Annotated in this window: 19 protein-coding genes and 1 pseudogene; 16 read left to right on the forward strand and 4 right to left on the reverse strand. The window is 56.3% G+C overall.

What is annotated here, in order from left to right:
- Window positions 1–18: 18 nt before the first annotated feature.
- The 4 genes from cysS (at window position 19) to G6Q15_RS02740 (ending at window position 5,766) form a co-directional block, all read left to right on the forward strand.
- On the forward strand, window positions 19–1,479 hold the full coding sequence (cysS, locus tag G6Q15_RS02725; protein ID WP_164115411.1) for a cysteine--tRNA ligase: 1,461 nt from the start codon (window positions 19–21) through the stop codon (window positions 1,477–1,479).
- Window positions 1,476–2,420, forward strand: coding sequence for a D-2-hydroxyacid dehydrogenase (locus G6Q15_RS02730; protein ID WP_164115413.1), 945 nt, complete (start codon window positions 1,476–1,478; stop codon window positions 2,418–2,420). Before cysS ends, G6Q15_RS02730 begins: the two co-directional genes overlap by 4 nt.
- Before the next feature lie 217 nt (window positions 2,421–2,637).
- Window positions 2,638–4,284, forward strand: coding sequence for an acetolactate synthase large subunit (locus G6Q15_RS02735; protein ID WP_164115415.1), 1,647 nt, complete (start codon window positions 2,638–2,640; stop codon window positions 4,282–4,284).
- Window positions 4,285–4,332: 48 nt separating this feature from the next.
- The gene (locus tag G6Q15_RS02740) at window positions 4,333–5,766 is read left to right on the forward strand and encodes an aldehyde dehydrogenase family protein (RefSeq protein ID WP_164115417.1); all 1,434 of its coding nucleotides are present in this window, start codon (window positions 4,333–4,335) and stop codon (window positions 5,764–5,766) included.
- Between the two features lie 3 nt (window positions 5,767–5,769).
- Here the strand turns inward: G6Q15_RS02740 and G6Q15_RS02745 are convergent, their stop codons facing one another.
- On the reverse strand, window positions 5,770–6,447 hold the full coding sequence (locus G6Q15_RS02745; RefSeq protein WP_164115419.1) for a cyclic nucleotide-binding domain-containing protein: 678 nt from the start codon (window positions 6,445–6,447) through the stop codon (window positions 5,770–5,772).
- Window positions 6,448–6,698: 251 nt separating this feature from the next.
- On the opposite strand from G6Q15_RS02745, the gene G6Q15_RS02750 reads away from it, so the two are divergent.
- The 4 genes from G6Q15_RS02750 to G6Q15_RS02765 are packed head-to-tail and all read left to right on the forward strand — an operon-like array spanning window position 6,699 to window position 16,277.
- Window positions 6,699–8,162, forward strand: coding sequence for a cytochrome c family protein (locus tag G6Q15_RS02750; protein WP_240330713.1), 1,464 nt, complete (start codon window positions 6,699–6,701; stop codon window positions 8,160–8,162).
- On the forward strand, window positions 8,162–10,141 hold the full coding sequence (locus G6Q15_RS02755) for a heme-binding protein (protein ID WP_164115420.1): 1,980 nt from the start codon (window positions 8,162–8,164) through the stop codon (window positions 10,139–10,141). The genes G6Q15_RS02750 and G6Q15_RS02755 overlap by 1 nt, the downstream gene beginning before the upstream one ends.
- 9 nt (window positions 10,142–10,150) lie before the next feature.
- Window positions 10,151–12,085 carry a hypothetical protein gene (locus G6Q15_RS02760; RefSeq protein WP_164115836.1) on the forward strand — a complete coding sequence of 645 codons (1,935 nt, stop codon included), beginning with the start codon at window positions 10,151–10,153 and terminating at the stop codon, window positions 12,083–12,085.
- 1 nt (window position 12,086) lies between these two features.
- A complete protein-coding gene (locus tag G6Q15_RS02765; RefSeq protein WP_164115422.1) occupies window positions 12,087–16,277 on the forward strand; it encodes a hypothetical protein in 4,191 nt (1,396 codons plus the stop codon).
- Window positions 16,278–16,341: 64 nt separating this feature from the next.
- Here the strand turns inward: G6Q15_RS02765 and G6Q15_RS02770 are convergent, their stop codons facing one another.
- Together G6Q15_RS02770 and G6Q15_RS02775 are read right to left on the reverse strand one after the other, a co-directional pair.
- Window positions 16,342–16,665 (reverse strand): hypothetical protein, encoded by a 324-nt coding sequence (locus G6Q15_RS02770; protein ID WP_164115424.1) that lies wholly within the window; start codon window positions 16,663–16,665, stop codon window positions 16,342–16,344.
- On the reverse strand, window positions 16,662–16,847 hold the full coding sequence (locus G6Q15_RS02775) for a hypothetical protein (protein WP_164115426.1): 186 nt from the start codon (window positions 16,845–16,847) through the stop codon (window positions 16,662–16,664). The genes G6Q15_RS02770 and G6Q15_RS02775 overlap by 4 nt, the downstream gene beginning before the upstream one ends.
- Before the next feature lie 112 nt (window positions 16,848–16,959).
- Here G6Q15_RS02775 and G6Q15_RS02780 point away from each other — a divergent pair, with 112 nt between their 5' ends.
- The 5 genes and pseudogenes from G6Q15_RS02780 to G6Q15_RS02795 all read left to right on the forward strand — a co-directional run bounded on the left by G6Q15_RS02780 (window position 16,960) and on the right by G6Q15_RS02795 (window position 20,061).
- Window positions 16,960–17,625, forward strand: coding sequence for a S24 family peptidase (locus G6Q15_RS02780; protein WP_164115428.1), 666 nt, complete (start codon window positions 16,960–16,962; stop codon window positions 17,623–17,625).
- 54 nt (window positions 17,626–17,679) lie between these two features.
- Window positions 17,680–18,033, forward strand: a pseudogene (locus G6Q15_RS12215) (DUF1428 domain-containing protein); the annotation flags it as partial.
- A 42-nt stretch (window positions 18,034–18,075) separates the two neighbouring features.
- Window positions 18,076–18,426, forward strand: a complete 351-nt coding sequence (locus G6Q15_RS12220; RefSeq protein ID WP_275897586.1) for a DUF1428 domain-containing protein — start codon at window positions 18,076–18,078, stop codon at window positions 18,424–18,426.
- A gap of 60 nt (window positions 18,427–18,486) precedes the next feature.
- Entirely contained in the window at window positions 18,487–19,263 is a 777-nt protein-coding gene (locus G6Q15_RS02790; RefSeq protein WP_164115433.1) for a VOC family protein, read from the forward strand.
- Window positions 19,264–19,356: 93 nt separating this feature from the next.
- Window positions 19,357–20,061 carry an MBL fold metallo-hydrolase gene (locus tag G6Q15_RS02795; protein ID WP_240330714.1) on the forward strand — a complete coding sequence of 235 codons (705 nt, stop codon included), beginning with the start codon at window positions 19,357–19,359 and terminating at the stop codon, window positions 20,059–20,061.
- Between the two features lie 65 nt (window positions 20,062–20,126).
- On the opposite strand, the gene G6Q15_RS02800 is transcribed toward G6Q15_RS02795, so the two are convergent.
- Entirely contained in the window at window positions 20,127–20,522 is a 396-nt protein-coding gene (locus G6Q15_RS02800; RefSeq protein ID WP_164115434.1) for an MAPEG family protein, read from the reverse strand.
- Between the two features lie 237 nt (window positions 20,523–20,759).
- On the opposite strand from G6Q15_RS02800, the gene rpmF reads away from it, so the two are divergent.
- The 3 genes from rpmF (at window position 20,760) to G6Q15_RS02815 (ending at window position 23,142) form a co-directional block, all read left to right on the forward strand.
- A complete protein-coding gene (gene rpmF / locus G6Q15_RS02805; RefSeq protein WP_164115436.1) occupies window positions 20,760–20,939 on the forward strand; it encodes a 50S ribosomal protein L32 in 180 nt (59 codons plus the stop codon).
- Between the two features lie 182 nt (window positions 20,940–21,121).
- Window positions 21,122–22,177, forward strand: coding sequence for a phosphate acyltransferase PlsX (gene plsX, locus G6Q15_RS02810; protein ID WP_164115438.1), 1,056 nt, complete (start codon window positions 21,122–21,124; stop codon window positions 22,175–22,177).
- On the forward strand, window positions 22,174–23,142 hold the full coding sequence (locus G6Q15_RS02815) for a beta-ketoacyl-ACP synthase III (protein WP_164115440.1): 969 nt from the start codon (window positions 22,174–22,176) through the stop codon (window positions 23,140–23,142). Before plsX ends, G6Q15_RS02815 begins: the two co-directional genes overlap by 4 nt.
- The last annotated feature ends 21 nt before the right edge of the window (window positions 23,143–23,163 follow it).

The following is a 23,163-nucleotide window of genomic DNA, read 5'->3' on the forward strand; positions in this document are numbered from 1 at the left end:
TGCAACACATGGGGCAACATGTCAGAGTCCAACGATATCTCACTCACGCTATATAACAGCCTGACCCGTGCCCAAGAGGTTTTCGAACCCGTGCATCCCGGTGAAGCGCGCGTGTATACGTGCGGGCCGACCGTGTATAATTATCCGCATATCGGCAATATGCGCGCCTATGTGTTTGCCGACACACTGGGCCGAACGTTGTCGTTCAAGGGATATAAGCTCACCCATGTCATCAATATCACCGATGTCGGCCACCTGACTGATGATGCCGATGCGGGTGAGGACAAAATGGAGAAAATGGCGGCGGAAAAATCTCAATCCATCTGGGATATCGCGCGCCATTATAGTGAGGCGTACTGGGATGACGTAAAAGCGCTGGGTATCCGGCAGCCTGCACACTGGTCGATTGCCACCGATTATGTCGAACAGATGATCGCTTATGCGAAGGGCATTGCTGACAAGCATTGTTACGAATTGGAGAGCGGGCTCTATTTCGATGTATCAACCGTGGCTGATTATGGTCGTCTTGCCCGCGCCGTGACTGATGATGGTGAAGGCCGGATTGACACGGTCGAGGGCAAGCGCAATGCCGCCGATTTCGCCATCTGGCGCAAGACACCGGAAGGTGAGAGCAGGCAGATGGAATGGGATAGCCCATGGGGCAAGGGTGCACCGGGCTGGCATCTGGAATGCAGCGTGATGAGCGAGGCTTTGCTCGGCTTTCCGTTCGACATACATACCGGCGGAATTGACCACCGCGAAATCCATCACCCGAACGAAATCGCACAAAACCAGGCCCATTCATGCAGTGACCATAGCGGTGCGCGTTTCTGGATGCACAATAACTTCCTGATTGCCCGTGAAGGTAAAATGAGCAAGTCGGCAGGTGAATTCCTGCGCGTGCAATTACTCATCGACAAGGGCTTTCACCCGTTCGCCTATCGCCTGATGTGTCTGCAGGCACATTACCGCAGTGAGCTGGAATTTTCATGGGATAATCTGGCGGCCGCATTCACGCGGCTTAAGCGTATGGTGATGCAGGTGGGGACGCTGCGTGCTCGGCTGGATGATAGTTTCGATGCCGATATGGCTATCCATCATCCCAAAATTACTGCGTTCCTACATGATTTTGATTTGGCCATGTCTGATGACCTGAACAGCAGCAAGGCGCTCACCGTGTTTGAGGAATTGCTTGGTCTCAAGAAAATCGACGCGGCGCAGAAAATGGCGGCGCTGCTGAAAATGGATACCGTTTTGGGCTTGGACCTTGCGACATTGCAACGGGCAGATTTGCGTACCCGCCCCAAGTCTGCGGCTTTATCCGAAGCAGATATCGAAACTCAACTCGCGGCCCGCAAACAGGCGCGGGTGGACAAGGACTTTGCCCGCTCTGACGAAATCCGCGACAGCCTCTCTGCGCAGGGCATCGAGGTGATGGATGGCGACCCGCTGGGCTGGGATTGGAAATTATCAATATGAGTAAAGCTGTTTTATCCGCCATGGTGCGTCCGCTGATTGAACAGCATTTGCCTGCCGGTATTGATGCGCACTGGTTCATGTCGGCGGATGAAGCGAAAGCGGAGATTGTGGATGCGGATATTGCATGGGTCGACCTGAATGACCCCGCTGCCATGCGCGAGGTTGTATCTGCTGGTACTAAACTGAAATGGCTCTCGACCATCTATGCCGGGCTGGATCATTTTCCGGTCGAACAGCTTGCGGCACAGGGCACGGTGGTGACCAATGGCGTGGGTATCAATACCATTGCCGTCGCCGAATATGCCGTGCTCGGTATGCTCAGCCTTGCCAAAGGCTATGCCGATGTGGTGCGTTCCGCCGACAAAGCAGAATGGCTGCAGGCTTCCCCCGGCGTGGTTGAGCTTTATGAAACAAAGGCGCTGGTTATCGGCTATGGCGCGATTGGCCGCGCAATTGGTGCGCGGCTGGAAGGTTTCGGTGTAGAGGTGACAGGCGTCGCGCGCACTGCACGACCCGCAGAAGGCATTATCGGCGCAGATGACTGGCAGACACGTATTGGCGAATTTGACTGGATCATCCTTGCCATGCCTGCAACCGATGAAACCGAAGCGATGTTTGGTGCAGCCGAGCTGGAGGCGATGAAAAAAGACGCATTTCTCGTCAATATTGCGCGCGGGTCATGTGTGGATCAGGATGCCTTGGTATCGGCGCTGCAGGACAAGGCGATTGCGGGCGCGTTCCTGGATGTGGTGACACCCGAGCCGTTGCCTGCGAACCATGTTTTATGGACGCTGCCGAATGTGCAGCTTAGCATGCACCTGTCGGGCCGCGCGCAATCGAAAATGTTTGCGCGTTCGGCGGAGCTGTTTATCAAAAATACACATGCCTGGGTAAATGAGGAACCGCTGACCAACAGGGTGGACCTGTCACTAGGTTACTGAATCATCGCGATGTGACATGTGTCACCGTGCCCACCACGCTGAAAACTATTCTGCACCCGTGACTCAAATGTAAAATTCGCCTATGCCTGTAACGCATAAGCGGGGGCATCGGAATAAGGGGCAGACTCCTTCGAAACAATTCCCGTGGCGGGTCGTAGTTGCACAGATTAACCGGATGGTTCTTGTTAAAGAGGCTGTCCCAGGGGAGACGCATGACATGACGAAAGCATCCGACGTTTTTATCCAATGCCTTGAGGAAGAGGGGGTCGAATATGTTTTCGGCGTGCCGGGCGAAGAAAACCTCGATTTTCTTGATAGCCTTTCACGTTCAAAAAAAATCAAACTGATCCTGACGCGGCATGAACAGGGTGCGGGATTTATGGCCGCGACCTATGGCCGACATACGGGCAAGACCGGTGTTTGCCTCGCGACGCTTGGCCCCGGCGCGACCAATCTGGTCACGGCAGGCGCCTATGCACAGCTGGGCGGTATGCCGATGATGATGATCACGGGCCAGAAACCGATCAAGAAATCGAAACAGGGCCGGTTCCAGATACTTGACGTGGTCGATATGATGGGGCCGATCACCAAATTTACGCAGCAACTGACCTCTGCCGACAATATTCCGAGCCGTGTTCGCGAGGCGGTCCGGCTTGCCGAAGAAGAAAAGCCGGGCGCGGTGCATCTGGAGCTGCCCGAGGATATTGCCGATGAAGATACGGATAGCACACCTATAAAACCCAGCATCTCGCGCCGTCCCACGGCGGAGGCGAAAGCAGTGCGCGCGGCGGTGAAAAAGCTGGAAGAGGCAAGATCGCCCATTCTCGTGATTGGCGGCGGCGCTAACCGCACCATGACGGGCCGGATGCTAAGCCAGTTTATCGAAAAGACCGGTATTCCCTTCGTGACGACACAGCTTGGCAAGGGTGTGGTCGATGAGAATAACTCCAAGTTCATGGGCTGCGCCGCGCTATCGGCGGGTGATTTTGTCCACGCCGCGATCGAAAGCGCGGACCTGATCGTCAATATCGGCCATGACGTGATCGAAAAACCACCTTTCTTCATGCACGATGGCGGCACCGAAGTCGTGCATGTGTCAATGAACAGTGCCGAAGTAGATCCGGTCTATTTCCCGCAGGTTGAGGTAATTGGCGATATAGCCAATGCGATCTGGCAGATGAAAGAAGACATTGTGCCGTCGTCTGATTGGGACTTTGCGCACATGCACAAGGCGCGCTCTGCCGAAGTGGCGCATACGGCGACAATGGAAGATGACACACGGTTCCCCATTTATCCCCCGCATCTGGTAAAAACCATCCGTGAGGCGATGCCCGGCAATGGCATTATCGCGCTCGACAACGGCGTCTATAAAATCTGGTTCGCGCGCAATTACAATGCGCAGATGGCGAACACCGTTCTGCTCGACAACGCGCTCGCCACCATGGGCGCGGGGCTTCCCTCGGCGATGATGTCGGCGATGCTATACCCTGACCGCAAGGTGATGGCGATCTGCGGCGATGGCGGCTTTATGATGAACAGCCAGGAAATGGAAACTGCCGTGCGGCTCGGCCTCAATCTCACCGTGCTGATACTGAATGACAACAGCTATGGCATGATCCGCTGGAAACAGGCTAATATGGGGTTCAAGGACTGGGGCCTGACTTATGACAATCCCGACTTTGTCAAATATGCCGAAAGCTATGGTGCAAGCGGCCACCGCATTGAAAGCGCAGCAGAGTTGCAGAAGACCATTGATCACTGCCTCAGCACCGATGGCGTGCATCTGATAGATTGCGCGGTTGATTATTCGGACAATGACCGGATACTCAATCATGAGATTCAGGAACTGAGTGCGAAAATCTAGCGTTTACTCATAAATCACAGGCAATATATTTCCCGTCAGGAGAAACCGATGGCCACACTCAAAGACGTTTATCCGCTCTACCTGAATAATGAAGCGGCACAGCCCAATACTGATCTGGAAGTGACCGACAAGTTCACCAATGAGGTTGCATTTCGCACCGCGCTGGCAACGCCGGATGTGATCGATGCCGCTATTGCAGGCGCAGTCGAGGCCGCTGAACCGATGGCGCGGATGGCAAGTTATGAACGGCAGGCGGTGCTCGACCATTGTGTATCGCGCTTTCGTGAGCGGTTTGACGAGCTGGCCTATGCATTATGTGTCGAAGCGGGCAAGCCGATCAAGGATAGTGAGGGCGAAGTCACGCGTCTGATCGACACATTCCGTATCGCGGCCGAAGAATCCGTGCGCAATTATGGTGAAGTCCAGCCGCTCGATATTTCGGAGCGTGCAAAAGGCTATCAGGGTATGTGGAAACGTGTGCCAATCGGCCCGTGCAGCTTTATCTCACCCTTTAATTTTCCGCTCAACCTGGCTGCGCATAAAATTGCACCCGCCATTGCCGTGGGCTGTCCATTCGTGATGAAACCGGCGAGCAAGACGCCGCTCGGCGCGATCATCATGGGTGAAGTGCTGGCGGAAACGAACCTGCCCAAGGGTGCGTTCTCTATCCTGCCCGCGAGCCGTGACGGGGCGGACCTGTTTACCGAGGACGAGCGGCTCAAGCTGCTCAGCTTTACCGGATCGCCGGGTGTTGGCTGGGCATTGAAAGCCAAGGCGGGCAAGAAGCCGGTGATCCTGGAACTGGGCGGCAATGCGGCGTGCATTATCGACCATGATGCCGATCTTGACGATGCGCTGGAGCGCGTAATTTTCGGTGCATTTTATCAGTCGGGCCAAAGCTGTATCGGTGTGCAGCGCATAATCATCCATGAAAGCGTCTATGACCGCTTCAGGGACATGCTGGTCGCAAAGACAAAGTCGCTGGTTGCGGGCGATCCCAAAGACCCGGACACATTTATCGGTCCAATGATTTCGGAAGGCGAGGCATCGCGGCTCGATGGCTGGATTCAGGATGCTGTGTCTGGCGGCGCGACATTGCTGTGTGGCGGTAAGCGTGAGGGCAATATGCTCGAAGCTACGTTGCTGGAAAATGTTGATGAAAATGCCGATGCCGTGCGCGAAGAAGCGTTTGGCCCACTCGCTATATTGTCGCGGTTCAGTGATTTTGGCGCGGCGTTAAAAGAAGTGAATGACAGCAAATTCGGTCTGCAGGCGGGCATTTTCACCCGCGATCTGTTCAAAACACTCGATGCCTGGGATGAGCTTGATGTCGGCGGGATCGTCATCAATGATGTGCCCAGCTACCGCGTCGACAATATGCCCTATGGCGGCGTCAAGGATTCCGGCCTTGGCCGTGAAGGCATCCGTTTTGCGATGGAAGATATGACCGAAATCCGCAACCTGGTAATCCGGCGGACTTAAGCTCTAGGTCCCCGCCACTTTCTCGTTCACGGCCTGCAGCTTTTGTTGCAATGCGGCGTTTATATGCCGTTCGATTGCGGGGCGGACATCGTCATGCAATTTTACATAGGCGCGCAGTTCCGGCGCGGCGATGCACCACATCCGGCTGTCTTCATTGAGGGTAACCGTACCGCTGGCAGGTTCCCCGCTTAGCGCGGTGGCATCGCCAACAAGGTCACCCGAACCACATGTTCCGACAGGTTTGCCGTCAAAGGCCACATTCGCACTGCCATTTTCGATATAGAATAAATGGGTGGTGGCTTCATTTTCATGGATCAGCACTTCGCCTTTCCGGCCATCAATCCAGTTGCCCTGGTCGATCAGGTGACGAGCCGAAGAACGCGGCACGTTGCCCAGGAATGCAGCGCGCAGGCTTTCTTCCTCGCCGGTAAAGCTGACTTTGCTCTGCTGCAGGAAATAGACCAGCACCATAACGCCGCAGACCAGTGCAAGCGCGAGCTGCCATGCCGCCAGAATATAGTCGTTCAGCCAAGATACAGCGAAAACCGCACCGACCAGGCCGGACAACATGACCAGCATCCGCATTTTCAAAGCCGGTTTCACCAGCATTGCGGCAAGCAGTAACAAAAGTGAAAGCTGGCCCAGCCAGCCGCCGCCTGTAAAGGATAAGTCGGTGAACATATTTGATCCCCCTGAATAATGCGCGTGCGAGTCTTTATATCGACCCTGCGCCTCATAGCATGAAACGCGCATATATAACCTGACCGCCCCGTAACTATGTGACGGACAAAACCCGATATAGGCCATAAAATGTCACATAAGGTAACAAAATTTGACAAAATCACCCTCTCTTACCTTGAAACATGAGGCCAATAGGGTGATAAGGCTCACATAAGAGGCGGGGTCGCATCGTTACAATAAATCGGCTGGACATGCTGTTAGGGCATGTCGTGAAGGGCGGAGAGGCGATGCAGAAAGACAAAATGGTATCGATGACGCACGGGGAGAACTGGGTCAGGCGCAATAGTTCAGCTTTGCTGGCAAGTCTGCTCTGCCTGTCGTTCGCATTTTTCGCACTTGCTGCCAGTCATTTTTCCACGCCTGTTGAAGCTGCTGCGGCTGAAGACACGCCGCAGGGCCAGTTTCTGGGCGTGGCCACCTGTGCCGGTTCGACCTGCCATGGACGTAATGAAGCTGATGGCGAAATTGTGCGGCAGGATGAGTTGTTGCGCTGGCAGGAAGAATCCACCCCGGGCGGCGCACATAGCCGTGCTTTTCGCGTGCTGCGCGAACCACGCAGCATCGCCATTGCCAAAAAACTGGGCATAGGTGACCCGGCAGCTGCGCAGATGTGCCTGGGCTGTCACACCACACCTGCCTTTTCCAAAGGTCCGCGTTTTCAGGTGGATGATGGTGTTGGTTGTGAGGCCTGCCATGGCCCTGCATCCAGCTGGCTGTCGAGCCATTATGCAGTGGACGTTACCCATGCCCGCAATGTTGCGCAGGGACTGACGCCGCTTGAGAATCCGAAAGCGCGCGCCAATGTCTGTCTCGACTGCCATTTCGGCAGCACTGACGGGGGCCAGTTCGTAAACCATCGCATCATGGCCGCCGGGCACCCACGCATTTCGTTTGAGATGGACCTGTTTTCAGCACTGCAACAGCATCATGATGAAGATGCGGATTACCTCGCACGCAAGGGCCGCACCAATTCACTGCAATTCTGGGCCGTGGGTCAGGCGATGGCGCTTGAACGCTCGCTGTCGCTTTTCAGCAAACCGCAGCTTGGTACGGATGGACTGTTCCCAGAATTTTATTTCTATGACTGCCATAGTTGTCACCGCCGTATCTATGACGGTGCGGATGCCCGGCCGCAGAAGCTGAACAATCCTGCACGTCCGATTCCGGCAGGCATGCCGCCCTATAATGATGAAAACATGATTATGCTGTCAGCTGCGGCGCGGGTGATGGCACCCGGATTAGCGAAAGAATTTGACGCCCGCTCACGCGCTTTTCACGCGGCCATGGCTGAGGGGAGGCCAGCCGCGGTACAGGCGGCCCAGCGGCTGCGTCAGACAGCCATGAAGCTGGCGGATGCGTTTTCGCGCAGTGGTTTTTCACGCGCGCAGACATTCACTATTATGGAAACGATTGCCAGCGAGGCGATCAGCCCGCGCTTCACCGATTATGAAGGTGCGGTACAGTCGGTCATGGCGATCGACACGTTGCTCAACGCCCTGGTCAACCAGGGTGCGGTGAGTGAAAGCGCCGCTAACGACCTGCGCGTGCAGATCAACAATGCCTATGCCGAGGTGGGTGAGCCCAACAGCTTTGAACCACGCCGCTTCCGCCGTGCACTGGGCGGCGCGGTACGCACGATAAGGACGCTGCGGTAATGCGGGGTCCGTGCAGATTGGCCGTATCACTTGCTGCGCTTTTGGCCCTTTCCTCATGCGGGGGCGGTGATAATGGGGGCGGTTCCCCGACCCCATCACCTACACCTACGCCAGCACCCGCACCGCCGCCGAGCGGGCAGCTTTATTCGGTTCCGGCGCAGCAATCGCTTAGTGTTTCGGATGTACAGACGATTATTGCCCAGGCGGTGGGCGAGGCGCAGTCGCGCGGCATGCCTTCCGTTATCACGGTGACCGATAGGGTGGGCAATGTGCTGGCCGTATTCCGCATGAATGGGGCGCTTGCCACGGCCACTACCAGTGCAGTCACGCCATCAGGGACAAACAGCCCGCTGGTCGATGCACAGGGGCTGGCTGTCCCTGCTGAAATGGCCGCGATTTCAAAAGCCATTACCGGGGCATATCTCTCCAGTGCGGGCAATGCCTTTACCACACGCACCGCGAGCCAGATTGTACAACAGCACTTCCCGCCCGCGCCCTCTACGCCAGGCCTTGAAAGCGGGCCGCTATTCGGGGTGCAGTTCAGCCAGCTGCCCTGCTCAGACCTGAACACGCGTTTCGGCGCAGCAGGCGCTGCCGCACTCATCGGACCGAAACGCGCGCCGCTTGGCCTCGCCGCTGATCCCGGCGGTCTGCCGCTATACAAGAACGGCGTTGTGGTAGGCGGCATAGGCGTGATGGGTGATGGCGATTACGGGTTCGATTCCAACATCCTGAATATCGATGTGGATGATGAAGAAGCGATCGCGCTGGCAGGGATGCAGGGGTTCGCGCCGCCTGACACGATTCTGGCCAGCCGGATCACAGTGGATGGTACGAGCCTGCGGTTCAGCGATATGGCAGCATCCGACCTTGCGCCACTGCAAAGCAATTTTGCGGCTGTTAATGGCAGCCAGGGTGCGCTTGTTCCTGTCACGGGCTACAGCGCGGGCGCGATTATTGCCGGCACGGCCTATGGCAGCGAGGCATCAGGTGTGCGAGCCTCGACAGCAGCGGAATTTTCCAATCGCGATGCCTTTATCCTGACCAATGGAGGGGGCGGCAATCGCTATCCGGTGCGCGGCGGGACCGATGGCGCCAGTGTAGGCAGCGCGCTGACTGCTGCAGAATCGCGCGCGATACTGGAAGAAGCCTTTACGGTGATGAGCCGTGCGCGTGCGCAGATCCGCCGTCCGCTTGATAGCCGCGCGCAGGTGACAATCTCGCTGGTCGATACCCATGGTGAGGTCCTTGGCATCGTGCGCTCGCCCGATGCGCCGATTTTCGGCACCGATGTGTCGTTGCAAAAGGCGCGAACGGCGAGCTTTTTCTCCAACAGTGTTGCAGGCCAGCAATTGCTCGCCAATCCGGACGGTGATGTCGCAGCCTTTGTACAGCGGGTGCGTGATTTCCTTGGCGATCCGCAGGCACTGACAGGCATGTTCGCCTTTGCTGACCGCAGTGGCGGGAACCTGTCGCGGCCTTATTTTCCCGACGGCGAAGTCGGGCGGCCCAACGGCCCATTGTCGCGCCCGATTGCGGATTTCAATCCCTTTGCCACCGGATTACAGGTGCAATTGGTGGCGGGTAATATCATTCAGCATGCGCAGTTTGTAGCGGGCGCTTCGGCCACAGATACACCGCCGCGTTGCACCAATACGCCCGATGCTGCGCCGGGACAAAACCGGTTGGAAAACGGCATTCAGATTTTCCCGGGATCGGTGCCAGTGTATCGCGGCGGCGAATTGATTGGCGGGCTGGGCGTATCGGGCGACGGCATTGACCAGGATGATATGATCAGCTTCCTGGGCCTGCATAATGCAGGAACACGGGCCGGATCGATCGGTAATGCACCCAAAGACATCCGCGCCGACCGCATCGTTGTCGACCTGGGCAATGCGACAGTGCGGCTGCGCTATGTCAGCTGCCCGTTCGCACCGTTTCTGGACAGTGCCGAGCAGAATGTGTGTGAGGGGCTGTAAATGGCGGGGATGATGACATCTTTCCTTCCTTTTGTGGCCGCGCTGCCCGGGCAAGGTGGCGAGCTCGCAATGCTGCAAGACCCACAGGCTCCCGAAGAACCGCCGGTCGCGCAAGCACCTGTAGAAGATGAAGCACTGCCTGAGGCCGACCCTGAAGTGGAAGCCGATGATGCGTTAATTGATGGCCGCCGCCGCCCGGGTGTGCAGGCTGAACTCCCCGATCCGGTGACGCAGAATAATCCGGGTGCTGTGCGTGCGCCGCCGCCAGAGGCTTTTCCCACCGACCAGTTTCCCGTGCCGGATCGTTGGCGGCTACTGACCTCGCTCTGCCCCGAAAAGAAAAAAGGCCAGCCAGTGTCCTATGGCGTGTTTGGCGGGCTCTATGAAGTGTGCCAGCCGATCACCGATCCCTATCACCAGAATTGGCTGAAAGGTGATTTGCCAATCCCGGACAAGTACAAGCCGGGCTTCCTGAAAGAGGAAGACTGGTTTTTCGTACTCAATGCGATTTCGGATACAGTGATTGAACCGCGCAGCTTCCCGACACCGGTGGGTGTGCAGACTACGGACCGTCCAGATAGCCTTGATGTGTTTGGCCGCTCCAATTCGCTGGTACTGGCGCAGACATTCATTACCGGGTTTGCGCTTATCAAGGGCGAGACAGCTTATAAGCCGCCTTCGGTCGAATACCGGCTGACACTGGCGGCGCAGGTCAATCATGTTGATGTGCCGGAGCGCCGCGTGTTGCTGGTGGAACCATCCGCGCGCAGCCGCCGCACCGATCATTTTATCGGTGTGCAGGAAGCGTTCGTGGATTATCACCTCGGCAAATATGACACGGCGCGTTATGATTTTATTTCGGTGCGCGCCGGTATCCAGCCGATGCAGGCCGATTTTCGCGGCTTCCTGTTTCAGGATAACCAGCTGGGCGTCCGGTTGTTCGGATCACGCGACAATAACCGGATACAGTTTAATCTGGGCGCGTTCTGGCGGCTGGAAAAAGACACGAATAGCGGGCTCAATAGCATTGTGGACACCCCGCGTGATGACTGGGTGTTTTTCGCGAATGTGTACCGGCAGGATTTTCCAGTTGTTGGCCTGACCAGCCAGGTGTCGCTGACCTATAATATGAACCGCGAACGCGGGTCGTTCAAAACCGACGATAATGGCTTTCCGGTGCGACCTGCACTGCTCGGGGACCTGCGCAGCCGGTCCTATGACGTAGCCTATCTTGGTTACGCGGTCGATGGCCGGATCGGGCGTATCAACCTGACGGGGCAACTTTACGGGGCATTTGGTGAGGACAGGAACAGTTTTTTCACTAGCCGCAAGGCGGATATTCGCGCGTTTTTCGGCGCGGCGGAGGCGAGCTATGATGTCGACTTCCTGCGCTTTCGCGCCTCGGGTCTTTATGCGAGCGGTGATGGCGATCCGTATAACAATGTCGAGGGCGGGTTCGATGCGATTTTTGAAAACCCGATTTTTGCAGGTGCAGACACCAGTTACTGGATAAGGCAGGTTATTCCCTTTGCGGGTGGCGGCCGAGCGGTCGGTATCAATGGCCGCAATGGCATCCTCAATTCGCTGCGTTCCTCGAAAGAGCAGGGGCAGTCCAATTTCAACAATCCCGGCACGGTGTTGCTTGGCGTGGGAGCGGATGCGGACCTGACACCTCAAATCCGGCTGTCCGGCAATATCAACCATTTATGGTTTGCGAAAACGGACACGCTGCAGGCGCTACGCAACGAGGGCAGCATTCCGCGGGACATTGGCTGGGACCTGTCGCTCGCGGGCATATGGCGGCCAAGGGCGAACCAGAACCTGGTGTTCCGCCTGTCGGGCGCGGTGTTCGATCCGGGCAGTGGGTTCAGGGATCTTTTCACGCAGTCAGGCGGTGATGGCCGCTATTATTCGGTGCTTTTAAATGCGATTGTGGCGTTTTGATATGAAACAGGGCTTTACCATATCCCGTATCTGGATTGCCGTGATGGCATTGCTTGCCGGCATCGCGTTTATCGCGGCTCCGCCCCAGCAGGTGCTGGCCGCGGGCAAGGAAAAGCCGCAAAAGGTCAAATACCGTTTCACCCCGCCCGCACCGCAGAATCAGGATTGGGCAGAGGCGGATGCAAAAAGCGCGGGCTGCATCAGCTGCCACACCGCAAGCGACCGCAAAACCATGCACGCGACGCCCGCCGTGGTGCTGGGCTGCACCGATTGCCATGGCGGTGATCCGGCCGTTGTCGCTGACGCATCATGGGATAAAAAGAGCGCGCCGTACTTGCAAGCACTGGCCACTGCGCATGTCGTGCCCAAATACCCCAAAAGCTGGCACTGGCCATCCTCGGCCAATCCCAAGCGTTCCTACGCGCTGCTCGCCAAGGAAGCGCCCGAATTTGTGCGTTTCGTCAACCCGTCCGATTACCGCGTGGTGCGCGAATCCTGCGGCGCTTGTCATATCGAAATTATCGAGGCGTCGGAGCGTTCGCTGATGGCCACCGGCGCGATGTTATGGGGCGGAGCGGCGTATAATAACGGTATTGTTCCTTTCAAAAACTACCTGTTTGGCGAGGCGTTTACCCGTGATGGCAAGCCTGCGATGATCAAATCCGCCGGCACTGAACCGGGCAGTGCGCCCGGCACCGTGACCGAGGCCGAAAAAGCGCGCGGCGCATTGCCCGTCATGTATCCGCTGCCCACATGGCATGTCATTCCGCCTGCCGACATTTTCCGTGTGTTCGAGCGCGGCGGCCGCAATATCAACACGCAGTTCCCTGAAATCGGCCTACCCAATATTGGCGGTATCATCCAGCGGCTGGAGGAGCCGGGACGGCCCGACCTCAAACAGTCAAACCGCGGCCCCGCGACCGGCCTGCGTGTTGCGATACCCGTGCTCAACATCCACAAGACGCGGCTGAATGATCCGTTCCTGTGGCAGATGGGAACGAATGACCAGCCGGGCGACTATCGCTCTTCGGGTTGTGCATCCTGCCACGTTATCTACGCCAATGACCGTGAGCCGCGCCACAGCCTGACCTATGCCAAATATGGCCGTGACGGGCAGACCGCAACTGCCGATCCCACGATCAACTCGCTGCGCGAAGGGCAGATGCGTTTTGGCAGCTATGCCGAATATGACGCCGCGAGCGAACATGGTGATGACCATAACAAGAAAACGAAGTCGCCACATGGAAATGCTGCTGGCCATGGGGAAGATCATGACGGCGGCCATGACAAAGATGCGCCGCTCGAAAAAGGACACCCCATCAAGCACCAGTTCACCAAGGCGATCCCGACAGCGCAGTGCATGAATTGCCATATGCACCAGCCCAATATCTTCCTCAATTCCTACTTGGGCTACACCATGTGGGATTATGAATCCGACGCGCCCTATATGTGGCCGGGACCGGACAACAAGACGCCGCGGCCCGAGGGGATGAGTGACGAGGAATACCAGAAAACCTATAAACAACAGAAATATCCGACCGCCGCCGAAGTGCGCGCCGTGCTCGACCGCAACCCTGAAGGTGCCGCGCCCAAGGGGCTGTGGGCGGATGTGGACTTCCTGCGCAATGTCTATGACCTCAATGAAGAACTGAAAGACACGCAGTTTGCCGATTATCATGGCCATGGGTGGAATTTCCGTGCGATCCTGAAACGCGACCGCGACGGCAACCTGCTCGACAAGGATGGCGCGATTGTCGCGGATGATGATCCCGAGAAATTCCGTAAAGAGGGCGAGGAGAAGTTTGTCGAACCCGGCACTAATCCAGGCAAGAGCGTGCATATGATGGACATCCATGCCGAGGTGGGCATGCAGTGCAGCGACTGCCATTTCGGGCAGGACAGCCATGGCAATGGCCTGATTTATGGTGAGGTTGCCAACGCGGTCGAGATAGGCTGCAAGGATTGCCACGGTACGGCGGATGAATATCCCACACTGCGCACGTCCAACCTGGCGGCGCGGCCACAGGGTAATAACCTCGCATTGCTACGCAATGCCGATGGCAGGCGCCGGTTTGAATGGTTCACCGAACCGGGCGGCAAGCGTGTGTTGGTGCAGCGTTCGATAGTCGATCCAGAGCTTAGCTGGCGGGTCAGCCTGGTGAAAGACAGTGTTGACCGCAATCATCCGAATTTTAACGCCAAGTCTGCGCGCGCCAAAACCGTCGCAAAGTCGGCTTCCGAAACCGGAAAATACAGTTTCGGTAGCGGCGTCCTGCCCGAAGCGCGCGCGCATGATGATGAGGAGATGGCGTGCTTTACCTGTCACCTCAGCTGGACGACCAGCTGCGGCGGCTGCCACTTGCCGATTGAAGCCAACTGGAAATCGAGCGTCCATAAGTATGAGAAAGACGATACCCGCAACTATGCGACCTACAATCCGCAGGTGGCACGCGACCAGATGTTCCAGCTGGGCAAGCACCAGACCACCAAGGGCAATATCACCGCGCCGGTGCGCTCTACCTCGGCGTTGGTGCTCAGCTCCACCAATATCAACCGCGAGCGTATTTACATACAGCAGCCGCCCATATCGGCGATCGGTTTTTCCAGCCAGGCTTTTGCTCCGCATTTCCCGCACACTGTGCGCAAGACAGAGACGAAAGAATGCAGCGATTGCCATTTGAGCGAAGCCAATGACAATAATGCGATCATGTCGCAGCTATTGTTGCTGGGCACCAATTATGTGAATTTTGTCGGCCTCAACAGCTGGGTCGGATTGGACACGGGCTTTGAAGCAGTGCGTGTCACCGAATGGGATGAGCCGCAGGCGGTGATTGGGTCTTATCTGCATAAATATGCCTATCCTGATTATTACAAGCTGCATGTCGAGCGCAACGGGCGCGAGCTGAAAAACTGGGTGCGCGGTGAGACGTTTGACAAGAATTTCTCCGGTGAGACCAAGGCGCTCGAGGAATTTGCCAACGTCGTGCAGGGTACGAAAGACGCGGTTCGCTGTTTGCAGATGCGCGGCGAATATATGTTTGTCGCGGAAGGACGCGGCGGTTTCCGCGTCTATGACATCGCTTCGATCGGCAATAAGGGATTTTCCGAACGGATTGTGAAAGCGCCGTTTTCTTCACTGGGCCAGGATACGCATGTGAAAAGCAAAAACGCGACCTGTATGGCGCTTGCCACCAACCAGCCGATTAACCCGCTGCGCAATACGGAGGAAATGCGCGAGATTAATCAGGAACAGCCTTTCCATCCGATCTATAATTACGCGGTTGTGACTGACAGCGAGGAAGGCCTGATCCTGGTCGATATCAACACGCTGGCGGACGGTGAATTTCGCAACAATTTCTTCAAACGTACCCAGTTCAGCAATGGCAGTGACGCATGGAATGAAAACGGTGTGCTGGCCGGCGCCCGGCACATCACGCTGGCGGGCCATTATGCCTATATCACCGCGGATGCGGGCCTGGTGGTGATGGATCTCGATAATCCAGACAGTCCGCGTTACGTGACAACGATGCCGCTCACCGATGCACGGGCCAGTGCGGTGCAGTTCCGTTACCTGTGGGTGACAGATACAGAAGGCGTAAAGCTGTTCGACATTACCAAAATGGACGCGCCGGTCGCGGTTCCAGGCGGCACGATCCCGCTCGCCAATGCACAGCGGCTCTATCTGGCGCGTACCTATGCCTATATTGCCGCTAAAGATGAGGGGCTGGTGATTGCCGATATCAAGAATCCCGAAGCGCCGACCATATATCGCAAGGAAACGTTTGGCGGCGCGATGAACGATGTGGAGGATGTGGTGGTAGCATCGACCAATGCCACGCTATTTGCCTATGTCGCCGATGGCCGGAACGGCTTTAAGGTGGTGCAGCTCACTTCGCCTGACAGCCAGCCCAAATTTTACGGCTTCTCGCCCGCGCCAAAGCCTGAACTGATTGCATTTGCAAAAACACCATCACCGGCACTGTCCATGTCCAAAGGCCTGGACCGTGACCGCGCTGTCGATGAAACCGGCGGACAGATGGCAGTGTTCGGCCGCCTCGGCTCGCGACCTTTTAACCGCAGCGAGATGGAAAAAATGTTCCTCAACCGCCGCGGCCAGCCTTATAAGGTGCGCGACGAAGTCAGCATGGAAGACTGGCTGGGTACACCCTCGCCGATGGTGATGGCACGTTAGGGTTGCGCAGGTTCCACATGGGATTGCTTCGTGTTCGCTCGTAATGACGCATTAATTCTGCCGCTCAAACATCCTCCACCGTCAGCGCCTCTATTTCGAGTGTGAATGTTCCATCCTGTTCCGCTTCCTGCACGGCATTTATATCTGCAACGATATGGCCTTTCAGGTCGAACTCGCGTTCATTCAGCCGGATAGCTAATGCTTTGCCAGCTGTGACCGCATCGGTCCCTGCAAAATACATTTCGATGCTGTGCCGCATGCCGGCAAAGGTGGCGCTGGCCCAGGCTTTGCCCGTGCGGCGGATGACCCGGCCTTGTCCGCGACTGGCTTCCACCAGCGCAGCGCTCAGCATGTCACCTGCATCGCGGCGTATTTTCGTGTGTATCATTGTGCCTGCTCCCGATATTTGTTCATGAAATGTTCTATATTTTTCCGCATCTCTTCACGTGGCTGGCGGCCGTTGCGCATATCGTCGACCAACCGCGGATCGCGTGCCACCAGCCGCCCGAATTTGGTGCGTGGCATGCCTGTTTCGTTCAAAAACCGTTCCACCCGATAGCCAATATGCATGTCTTTCAATTCCTTTCATTTTTCCCGCGACTCGATGCGCTTTATAAGATATTTCCTAGATGAACGGTGAAATCCTACTTGTCTAGGAAAAATCTTATGCTATGCTTAAAAAATGGAAAATATGGAAATCAGGGAAAATCTCGACCGGTTGGTACGGGAACGCGGCGTCAGCTATAGCGCGCTTTCAGAAATGCTGGGGCGTAATGCTGCTTATATTCAGCAGTTTATTCGCAAAGGTAGTCCGCGTAAGCTGGACGAGGCCGACCGCCGGGTGCTGGCCGAATTTTTTGGTGTGTCCGAGGATATGCTAGGCGCGCCGGGACGCAGCCGGCCCGTAGGAAAATCCAAAGATGGCGGGTCCGGCTTTAATGGCATGCGTTTTATTCCGCGGCTATCAGTGGGGGCTTCCGCAGGCTCCGGCGCACATAATGATGATGAGCTGCAGGCCGGCCGGATCGCTTGTGACGATGCCTGGCTTCAGAAAATCGGCGTATCGGTGGCGAGCGAACCTTCCATTATCCAGGTCGATGGCGATTCAATGGAACCCAGCCTGAAAGACGGCGACGACATACTGGTCGACCGCAGCCCGCAGCGTGCCCGTGATGGCATTTATGTAATTCGCATGGACGACATGTTGATGGTCAAACGTCTCGCCTTTGGCCCGGGAGGGCAGCTATCTGTAATTTCAGACAATAAACAGTATCCAAGTTATGAAGGTATCGACCCTGCAAACGTAACCATTATCGGAAAAGTCGTCTGGCGCGGGGAAAAAATCTGATTTTTGGCCGATACGCCGTTTTGCGATATGATACGCGCTAAGAGGAGACGTGGAATGCCTTATATCGATGGTTTTATCATCGCCTGTCCCACGGCGAATAAGGACAGGTTTATAAAACATGCCGAAACAGCTGACCCTGTGTTCATGGATATGGGGGCAAGCCGTATCCTGGAATGCTGGCAGGACAAAGTGCCCAAAGGCGAAGTGACCGATTTTTTCCGCGCGGTGAAGGCCGAAGACGATGAGGCAGTCCTGTTTTCATGGATCGAATGGCCAGACAAAGACACGCGGGACGCGGCAATGGAAAAAATAAACGCCATGATGGAGGATCCCGAAGCTGACCCGCGTATGGATCCTGAGAAAAACCCGATGCCGTTTGACGGCAAGCGGCTGACCTATGGCGGGTTTGAATCTGTGGCGGAGCATGGCAGTTCAGGCGCGCCCGGTTATGTGCAGGGTTATGTCGCCTCGGCACCTTCTGGCAAGCGTGATGCATACCGCGATATGTGTAGCACGATGGCGGCGATCGCGGTGGAATATGGCGCGCTTCGCACGCTCGATTGCTGGGGAGATGATGTGCCGGACGGAGACATCACTGATTTTCGGCGTGCGGTGAACGCGCCTCAGGACGACACGATTGTCTTCGGCTTTGTTGAATGGTCTTCACGCGAAGAATTTGAGGCGGCGATGCCGAAAATGCACGCCGATAAACGCATGCCCGCGCCGGGCTCTGATATGCCGATCGATGGCAAGCACATGATCTATGGCGGCTTTGTGCCTGTTGTCACGATGGGGGCATAGCCGCTTTCCAAAAAATACACATATCATACACATATCAATGTCTATCCAAGGAGAAAGAAAATGCCCAATAAACACGGTGATTTTATCTGGTACGAACTGACGACCGGTGACATGGAAGCGGCACAGGATTTTTACGGGGAACTGCTGGGGTGGACTGTTGCCGATAGCGGGAATCCGGAAATGGAATACCGGATATTTTCCAAAGGTGAAGCGCAGATTGCCGGGATGATGGCACTGACTGAGGAAATGGAAGCGGGCGGCGGGCGTCCGGCGTGGCTGGGTTATATTGAGGTTGACGATGTCGAGGCCAGTGCAGGGCGCATCAAGGCTTCGGGCGGCGCTGTGCATATGGAGCCTGTCGATATCCCGGATGTGGGCCGCTTTACCATGGTCAATGACCCGCAGGGCGCGTTTTTCTATATCATGCACGACAGCTCTGGTGAAGAGAGCCAGAGCTATGCCAAGACGGAACCGAAAGTCGGGCATTGTGCGTGGAATGAGCTGGTCACATCTGACCCAGAGGGCGCAATTTCCTTTTATACAGAGCAGTTCGGCTGGGAAAAAACCGATGAGATGGATATGGGACCGATGGGCACCTATCATCTGCTGGGCCATGGCTATGGCCTGGGCGGGGTGATGCAGAAACCGGATGAAATGCCGGTATCGGCCTGGGCCTATTATTTCCGTGTGGCCGATATTGATGCCGCGGTGAAGACCATCAATGCAAAAGGCGGGCAGGTCTTCATGGGGCCGCAGGAAATACCCGATGGAAATTTCGTGCTGAACGGCATCGACCCGCAGGGCGCGGTGTTTGCCCTGATCGGCGCGCGGGGTTGAACTGTTCAGCATGGCAGGCGCGTGGACAGCTGAACCAGATGCAATCGGTTTACCATCTTGCATCCTGCGCCGCCGCTTGCCACATAGCTGCACATGAGCAATGTCACTTCCAATATGGGCGCCGCGCCGCAAAATCCTCCAAAGCCGCCGCTACAGGCTGCGATTATTCCGGTTACACCGTTGCAGCAGAATTGCACGCTTTTCTGGTGCACTGAGACCAATAAGGCGGCCCTGGTCGATCCGGGCGGCGATCTGCACAAGCTGAAAGACGCGATTGCCAAGACCGGGGTGGAGATGGAAAAAATCCTGATCACGCACGGCCATATCGACCATTGCGGTGAGGCGGGGAAACTGGCTAAAGAGCTTGGCCTGCCAATTGAAGGCCCGCATGAAGAAGACAGGTTCTGGATTGACCGTCTGGGTGAGGATGGCGTGAAATATGGCGTCGCGGGCGAAGTGTTTGAGCCTGACCGTTGGCTGGATGATGGCGATACGGTGACGGTCGGCAACCTGACGCTGAACGTAATCCATTGCCCCGGCCATACGCCCGGCCATGTGATTTTTCACCACGTCCCGTCAAAACTGGCAATTGTCGGCGATGTGTTGTTTCAGGGTTCGATCGGCCGCACGGATTTTCCGCGCGGTAACCATCAGGACCTGCTTGATGCGATCACGCAGAAACTCTGGCCGCTGGGCGATGATACGACATTCGTGCCGGGCCATGGCCCCACCAGCAACTTCGGCCATGAACGCCGTACCAACGCTTTTGTTGCGGATAGCGTATTGGGGGCAGGGTAGAAGAGTTAAAAAAAGGGACTGCGAATTGTAATTCGCCGCCCCTTTCTTCATGATATTTGCGGTTCCTACATCACGCTCCAGGCCACATAAATGCCGGTGAGCGCAAGGCCCGCCAGGGTCAGCAGGGTGATGATAGTCCCGACAAAGCGGCCCCATTTGAAGCTGCCACCATCCATGCCGAGGCCGTGCAGGACCCGGCCTGCCACATAGGTATAGCCGACTATCCACAGCCACAGGCCGCCCCATCCGGCTAACTCGAGTGCGGCGATAAGGATCAGCACAAGCGGCGCGCTTTCAATAAAATTGGAATGGGCACGCATGCGGCGGATAACGGTTTCATTACCGCCATCTCCGACGCTTACTTTTTCGGAGGTGCGGACCTTGCCGACACGGACCATGAGCCAGATATTGATAAGCGCGGCAGCGGCTGCCATTGTCAGTGTTATTGGTAGAATTGGCATGTATTTCCCCTATTGTGATTGGCACTATGTGTTGAAATTCTTGCCGCAATAGCGCGTTCGTACTTGCAACGCACGTGAAATTCGCTATAGCCCGCGTTCGCAAAGCGTTTTGACGTTTTGCCAGGCCCCGAAAATGATATGAGCCAGCACCGCCAAGCGGGCACAGCTTGTCATGGGTCAGGCAATGGTTTAAATACGCAGAAATACGTTGTTTATTGATTTTATACAGGTGCTGTCATGGCTGTTCCAAAGAGAAAAACCTCACCGTCCAAGCGCGGCATGCGCCGGGCACATGATTCGCTTAAAGTTGCGGCATTTCAGGAATGCCCAAACTGCGGCGAATTGAAGCGTCCGCACAATCTGTGCGATGCATGCGGACACTATAACGGCCGTGAAGTCGTAGCTGTCGGCTTGTAAAAGCCGGATTTACAGCGATCTGCGGCGTCGATAGGCTTGGGTGGAACAGTCGTCCATCCTGCGCTTTTCCTCTCGCGGCTCACTATAATTACGACTTTTACATCTGGCGTTTATACGCTAGGCTTTGTGTCTGCGGCAGAATGAACTGCCGCACTTTGTTTAAGGGGAAATGACCGGTGGGAATGAAGCCGCGAATCGCGATTGATGCGATGGGCGGCGATGAAGGCGTGCGCGTAATGGTCGCCGGCGCCGCTCTCGCCCGTCATGAGCATGAAAGCTTTCGCTTTCTGTTCGTCGGCGATGAAACCCGCATCCAGACAGCCCTGGATGAGCATCCCGGCCTGAAAGCTGCCTCTGAAATCCTACATACAGACGAACAGGTGCTGGGTGAGGATAAGCCCAGTCAGGCACTACGCAAATCCAAAAATTCTTCGATGGGCCTTGCTGTCAATGCAGTGAAACAGGGGGAAGTGAGTGCGGCAGTGAGTGCGGGGAATACCGGCGCGCTGATGGCAATGTCAAAGCTGGCGCTGCGCACGATGCCTGGTATTGACCGCCCCGCATTGTCCGCATTGCTGCCAACATTTGAAGAGACCGACGTGGTCATGCTCGACCTTGGTGCCAATACCGAATGCAATGCACGCAACCTGACGCAGTTTGCCGTGATGGGTGCGGCCTATTCACGCATTATCTTCGGCTTCGACAAACCGCGCGTGAAACTACTCAATATCGGCACTGAAGAGCAAAAGGGCACGGGGCCCTTGCAGGAAGCGGCGGCGAACTTGCGAGCTGCGCCAAACCTGCCCATGGACTTCAGGGGCTTTACCGAGGCGGACAAGCTTTCCCATGGTGATGCAGATGTCATCGTCTCCGATGGTTTTACCGGCAATATCGCACTCAAGTCGCTCGAAGGCACAGCGCGATTTGTGACAGACCTGCTGAGGCGCAGTTTCATGAGCTCGCTCAGATCCAAGATAGGTTTCCTTATTTCACGGCCGGCGACCGAATTGCTGCGGCATCATCTTGATCCCAATAATCACAATGGTGCGGTATTCCTTGGGCTAAATGGCGTGGTTGTCAAAAGCCATGGCAGTGCAACACCTAAGGGTGTCGCCAATGCGGTCAATGTCGCGGCGCGGCTGGTCGAAGAAAGCATTACCGAACGGATCGCGGAAGATTTACAGAGCTTCGAAGATTCGCTTGCCACCGCCGTGCGAAATGGCGGTGACCCCACATGACCCGGCGCGCGGTCATTGCTGGAACGGGCTCCGCATTGCCGCGCACATGCGTGACCAATGAAGAACTGACCCGGCGTGTCGACACCACCGATGAATGGATTCAGGAGCGCACGGGCATAAAGATGCGCCATATTGCCGAGGATGATGAACTGACCTCGACACTGGCCATCGATGCGTCGCGCCACGCACTGGAAGCGGCAGCTATGGATGCAGCTGATATCGACCTTATCATTCTTGCCACGGCGACACCGGACCAGACATTTCCTGCCACTGCGACAAAGGTTCAGGCGGCATTGGGCAATTATGGCTGCACCGCATTTGACGTGGCGGCAGTCTGTTCGGGTTTTCTCTATGCGATGCAGGTGGCCGACAGCATGATCCGTGCCGGCAGTGCAACAAATGCACTTGTGATTGGCGCGGAAACGTTCAGCCGTATTCTCGATTGGGATGACCGGACTACCTGTGTGCTTTTCGGCGATGGTGCGGGCGCTCTCGTGCTCAGCGCAAAAGATGATGCTGAGGCGGGCGAGGGTATATTGGCCTGCCAGATGCATGCTGATGGGCGGCATCATGACCTGCTTTATGTCGATGGCGGCCCGTCAACCACACGCACTGTCGGCAAATTACGCATGAAGGGCCGTGAGGTTTTCCGCCACGCCGTGGTCAATTTGGCCGAAGTCATGCACGAAACGCTGGAACAGGCGGGTGTATCTGTTGCTGATATTGACTGGGTCATACCGCATCAGGCCAACGCCCGGATACTTGACGCCACGGCGCGCAAGCTTGGGCTGGACCCGGGAAAGGTTGTGGTGACCGTTGACAGGCATGCCAATACTTCTGCTGCTTCGGTGCCGCTCGCGCTTGATACGGCCATTCGTGACGGACGTATACAGCGAGGCGATCTGCTTGTACTTGAGGCAATGGGCGGCGGATTTACATGGGGCGCATGTATAGCGCGCTATTGAACCATTGAGCTATTATGGTTA

Origin of the sequence: Sphingorhabdus sp. Alg239-R122 (assembly GCF_900537065.1) — a bacterium.
In the GTDB taxonomy this organism is placed as follows: domain Bacteria; phylum Pseudomonadota; class Alphaproteobacteria; order Sphingomonadales; family Sphingomonadaceae; genus Alg239-R122.

What these genes read in the sequence shown, in the direction of transcription:
- cysS (WP_164115411.1), top strand. Translation starts at nt 19, where the DNA reads ATGTCAGAGTCCAACGATATCTCACTCACGCTATATAACAGCCTGACC.
- G6Q15_RS02730 (WP_164115413.1), top strand. Translation starts at nt 1,476, where the DNA reads ATGAGTAAAGCTGTTTTATCCGCCATGGTGCGTCCGCTGATTGAACAG.
- G6Q15_RS02735 (WP_164115415.1), top strand. Translation starts at nt 2,638, where the DNA reads ATGACGAAAGCATCCGACGTTTTTATCCAATGCCTTGAGGAAGAGGGG.
- G6Q15_RS02740 (WP_164115417.1), top strand. Translation starts at nt 4,333, where the DNA reads ATGGCCACACTCAAAGACGTTTATCCGCTCTACCTGAATAATGAAGCG.
- G6Q15_RS02745 (WP_164115419.1), bottom strand. Translation starts at nt 6,447, where the DNA reads ATGTTCACCGACTTATCCTTTACAGGCGGCGGCTGGCTGGGCCAGCTT.
- G6Q15_RS02750 (WP_240330713.1), top strand. Translation starts at nt 6,699, where the DNA reads ATGCTGTTAGGGCATGTCGTGAAGGGCGGAGAGGCGATGCAGAAAGAC.
- G6Q15_RS02755 (WP_164115420.1), top strand. Translation starts at nt 8,162, where the DNA reads ATGCGGGGTCCGTGCAGATTGGCCGTATCACTTGCTGCGCTTTTGGCC.
- G6Q15_RS02760 (WP_164115836.1), top strand. Translation starts at nt 10,151, where the DNA reads ATGATGACATCTTTCCTTCCTTTTGTGGCCGCGCTGCCCGGGCAAGGT.
- G6Q15_RS02765 (WP_164115422.1), top strand. Translation starts at nt 12,087, where the DNA reads ATGAAACAGGGCTTTACCATATCCCGTATCTGGATTGCCGTGATGGCA.
- G6Q15_RS02770 (WP_164115424.1), bottom strand. Translation starts at nt 16,665, where the DNA reads ATGATACACACGAAAATACGCCGCGATGCAGGTGACATGCTGAGCGCT.
- G6Q15_RS02775 (WP_164115426.1), bottom strand. Translation starts at nt 16,847, where the DNA reads ATGCATATTGGCTATCGGGTGGAACGGTTTTTGAACGAAACAGGCATG.
- G6Q15_RS02780 (WP_164115428.1), top strand. Translation starts at nt 16,960, where the DNA reads ATGGAAAATATGGAAATCAGGGAAAATCTCGACCGGTTGGTACGGGAA.
- G6Q15_RS02790 (WP_164115433.1), top strand. Translation starts at nt 18,487, where the DNA reads ATGCCCAATAAACACGGTGATTTTATCTGGTACGAACTGACGACCGGT.
- G6Q15_RS02795 (WP_240330714.1), top strand. Translation starts at nt 19,357, where the DNA reads ATGAGCAATGTCACTTCCAATATGGGCGCCGCGCCGCAAAATCCTCCA.
- G6Q15_RS02800 (WP_164115434.1), bottom strand. Translation starts at nt 20,522, where the DNA reads ATGCCAATTCTACCAATAACACTGACAATGGCAGCCGCTGCCGCGCTT.
- rpmF (WP_164115436.1), top strand. Translation starts at nt 20,760, where the DNA reads ATGGCTGTTCCAAAGAGAAAAACCTCACCGTCCAAGCGCGGCATGCGC.
- plsX (WP_164115438.1), top strand. Translation starts at nt 21,122, where the DNA reads ATGAAGCCGCGAATCGCGATTGATGCGATGGGCGGCGATGAAGGCGTG.
- G6Q15_RS02815 (WP_164115440.1), top strand. Translation starts at nt 22,174, where the DNA reads ATGACCCGGCGCGCGGTCATTGCTGGAACGGGCTCCGCATTGCCGCGC.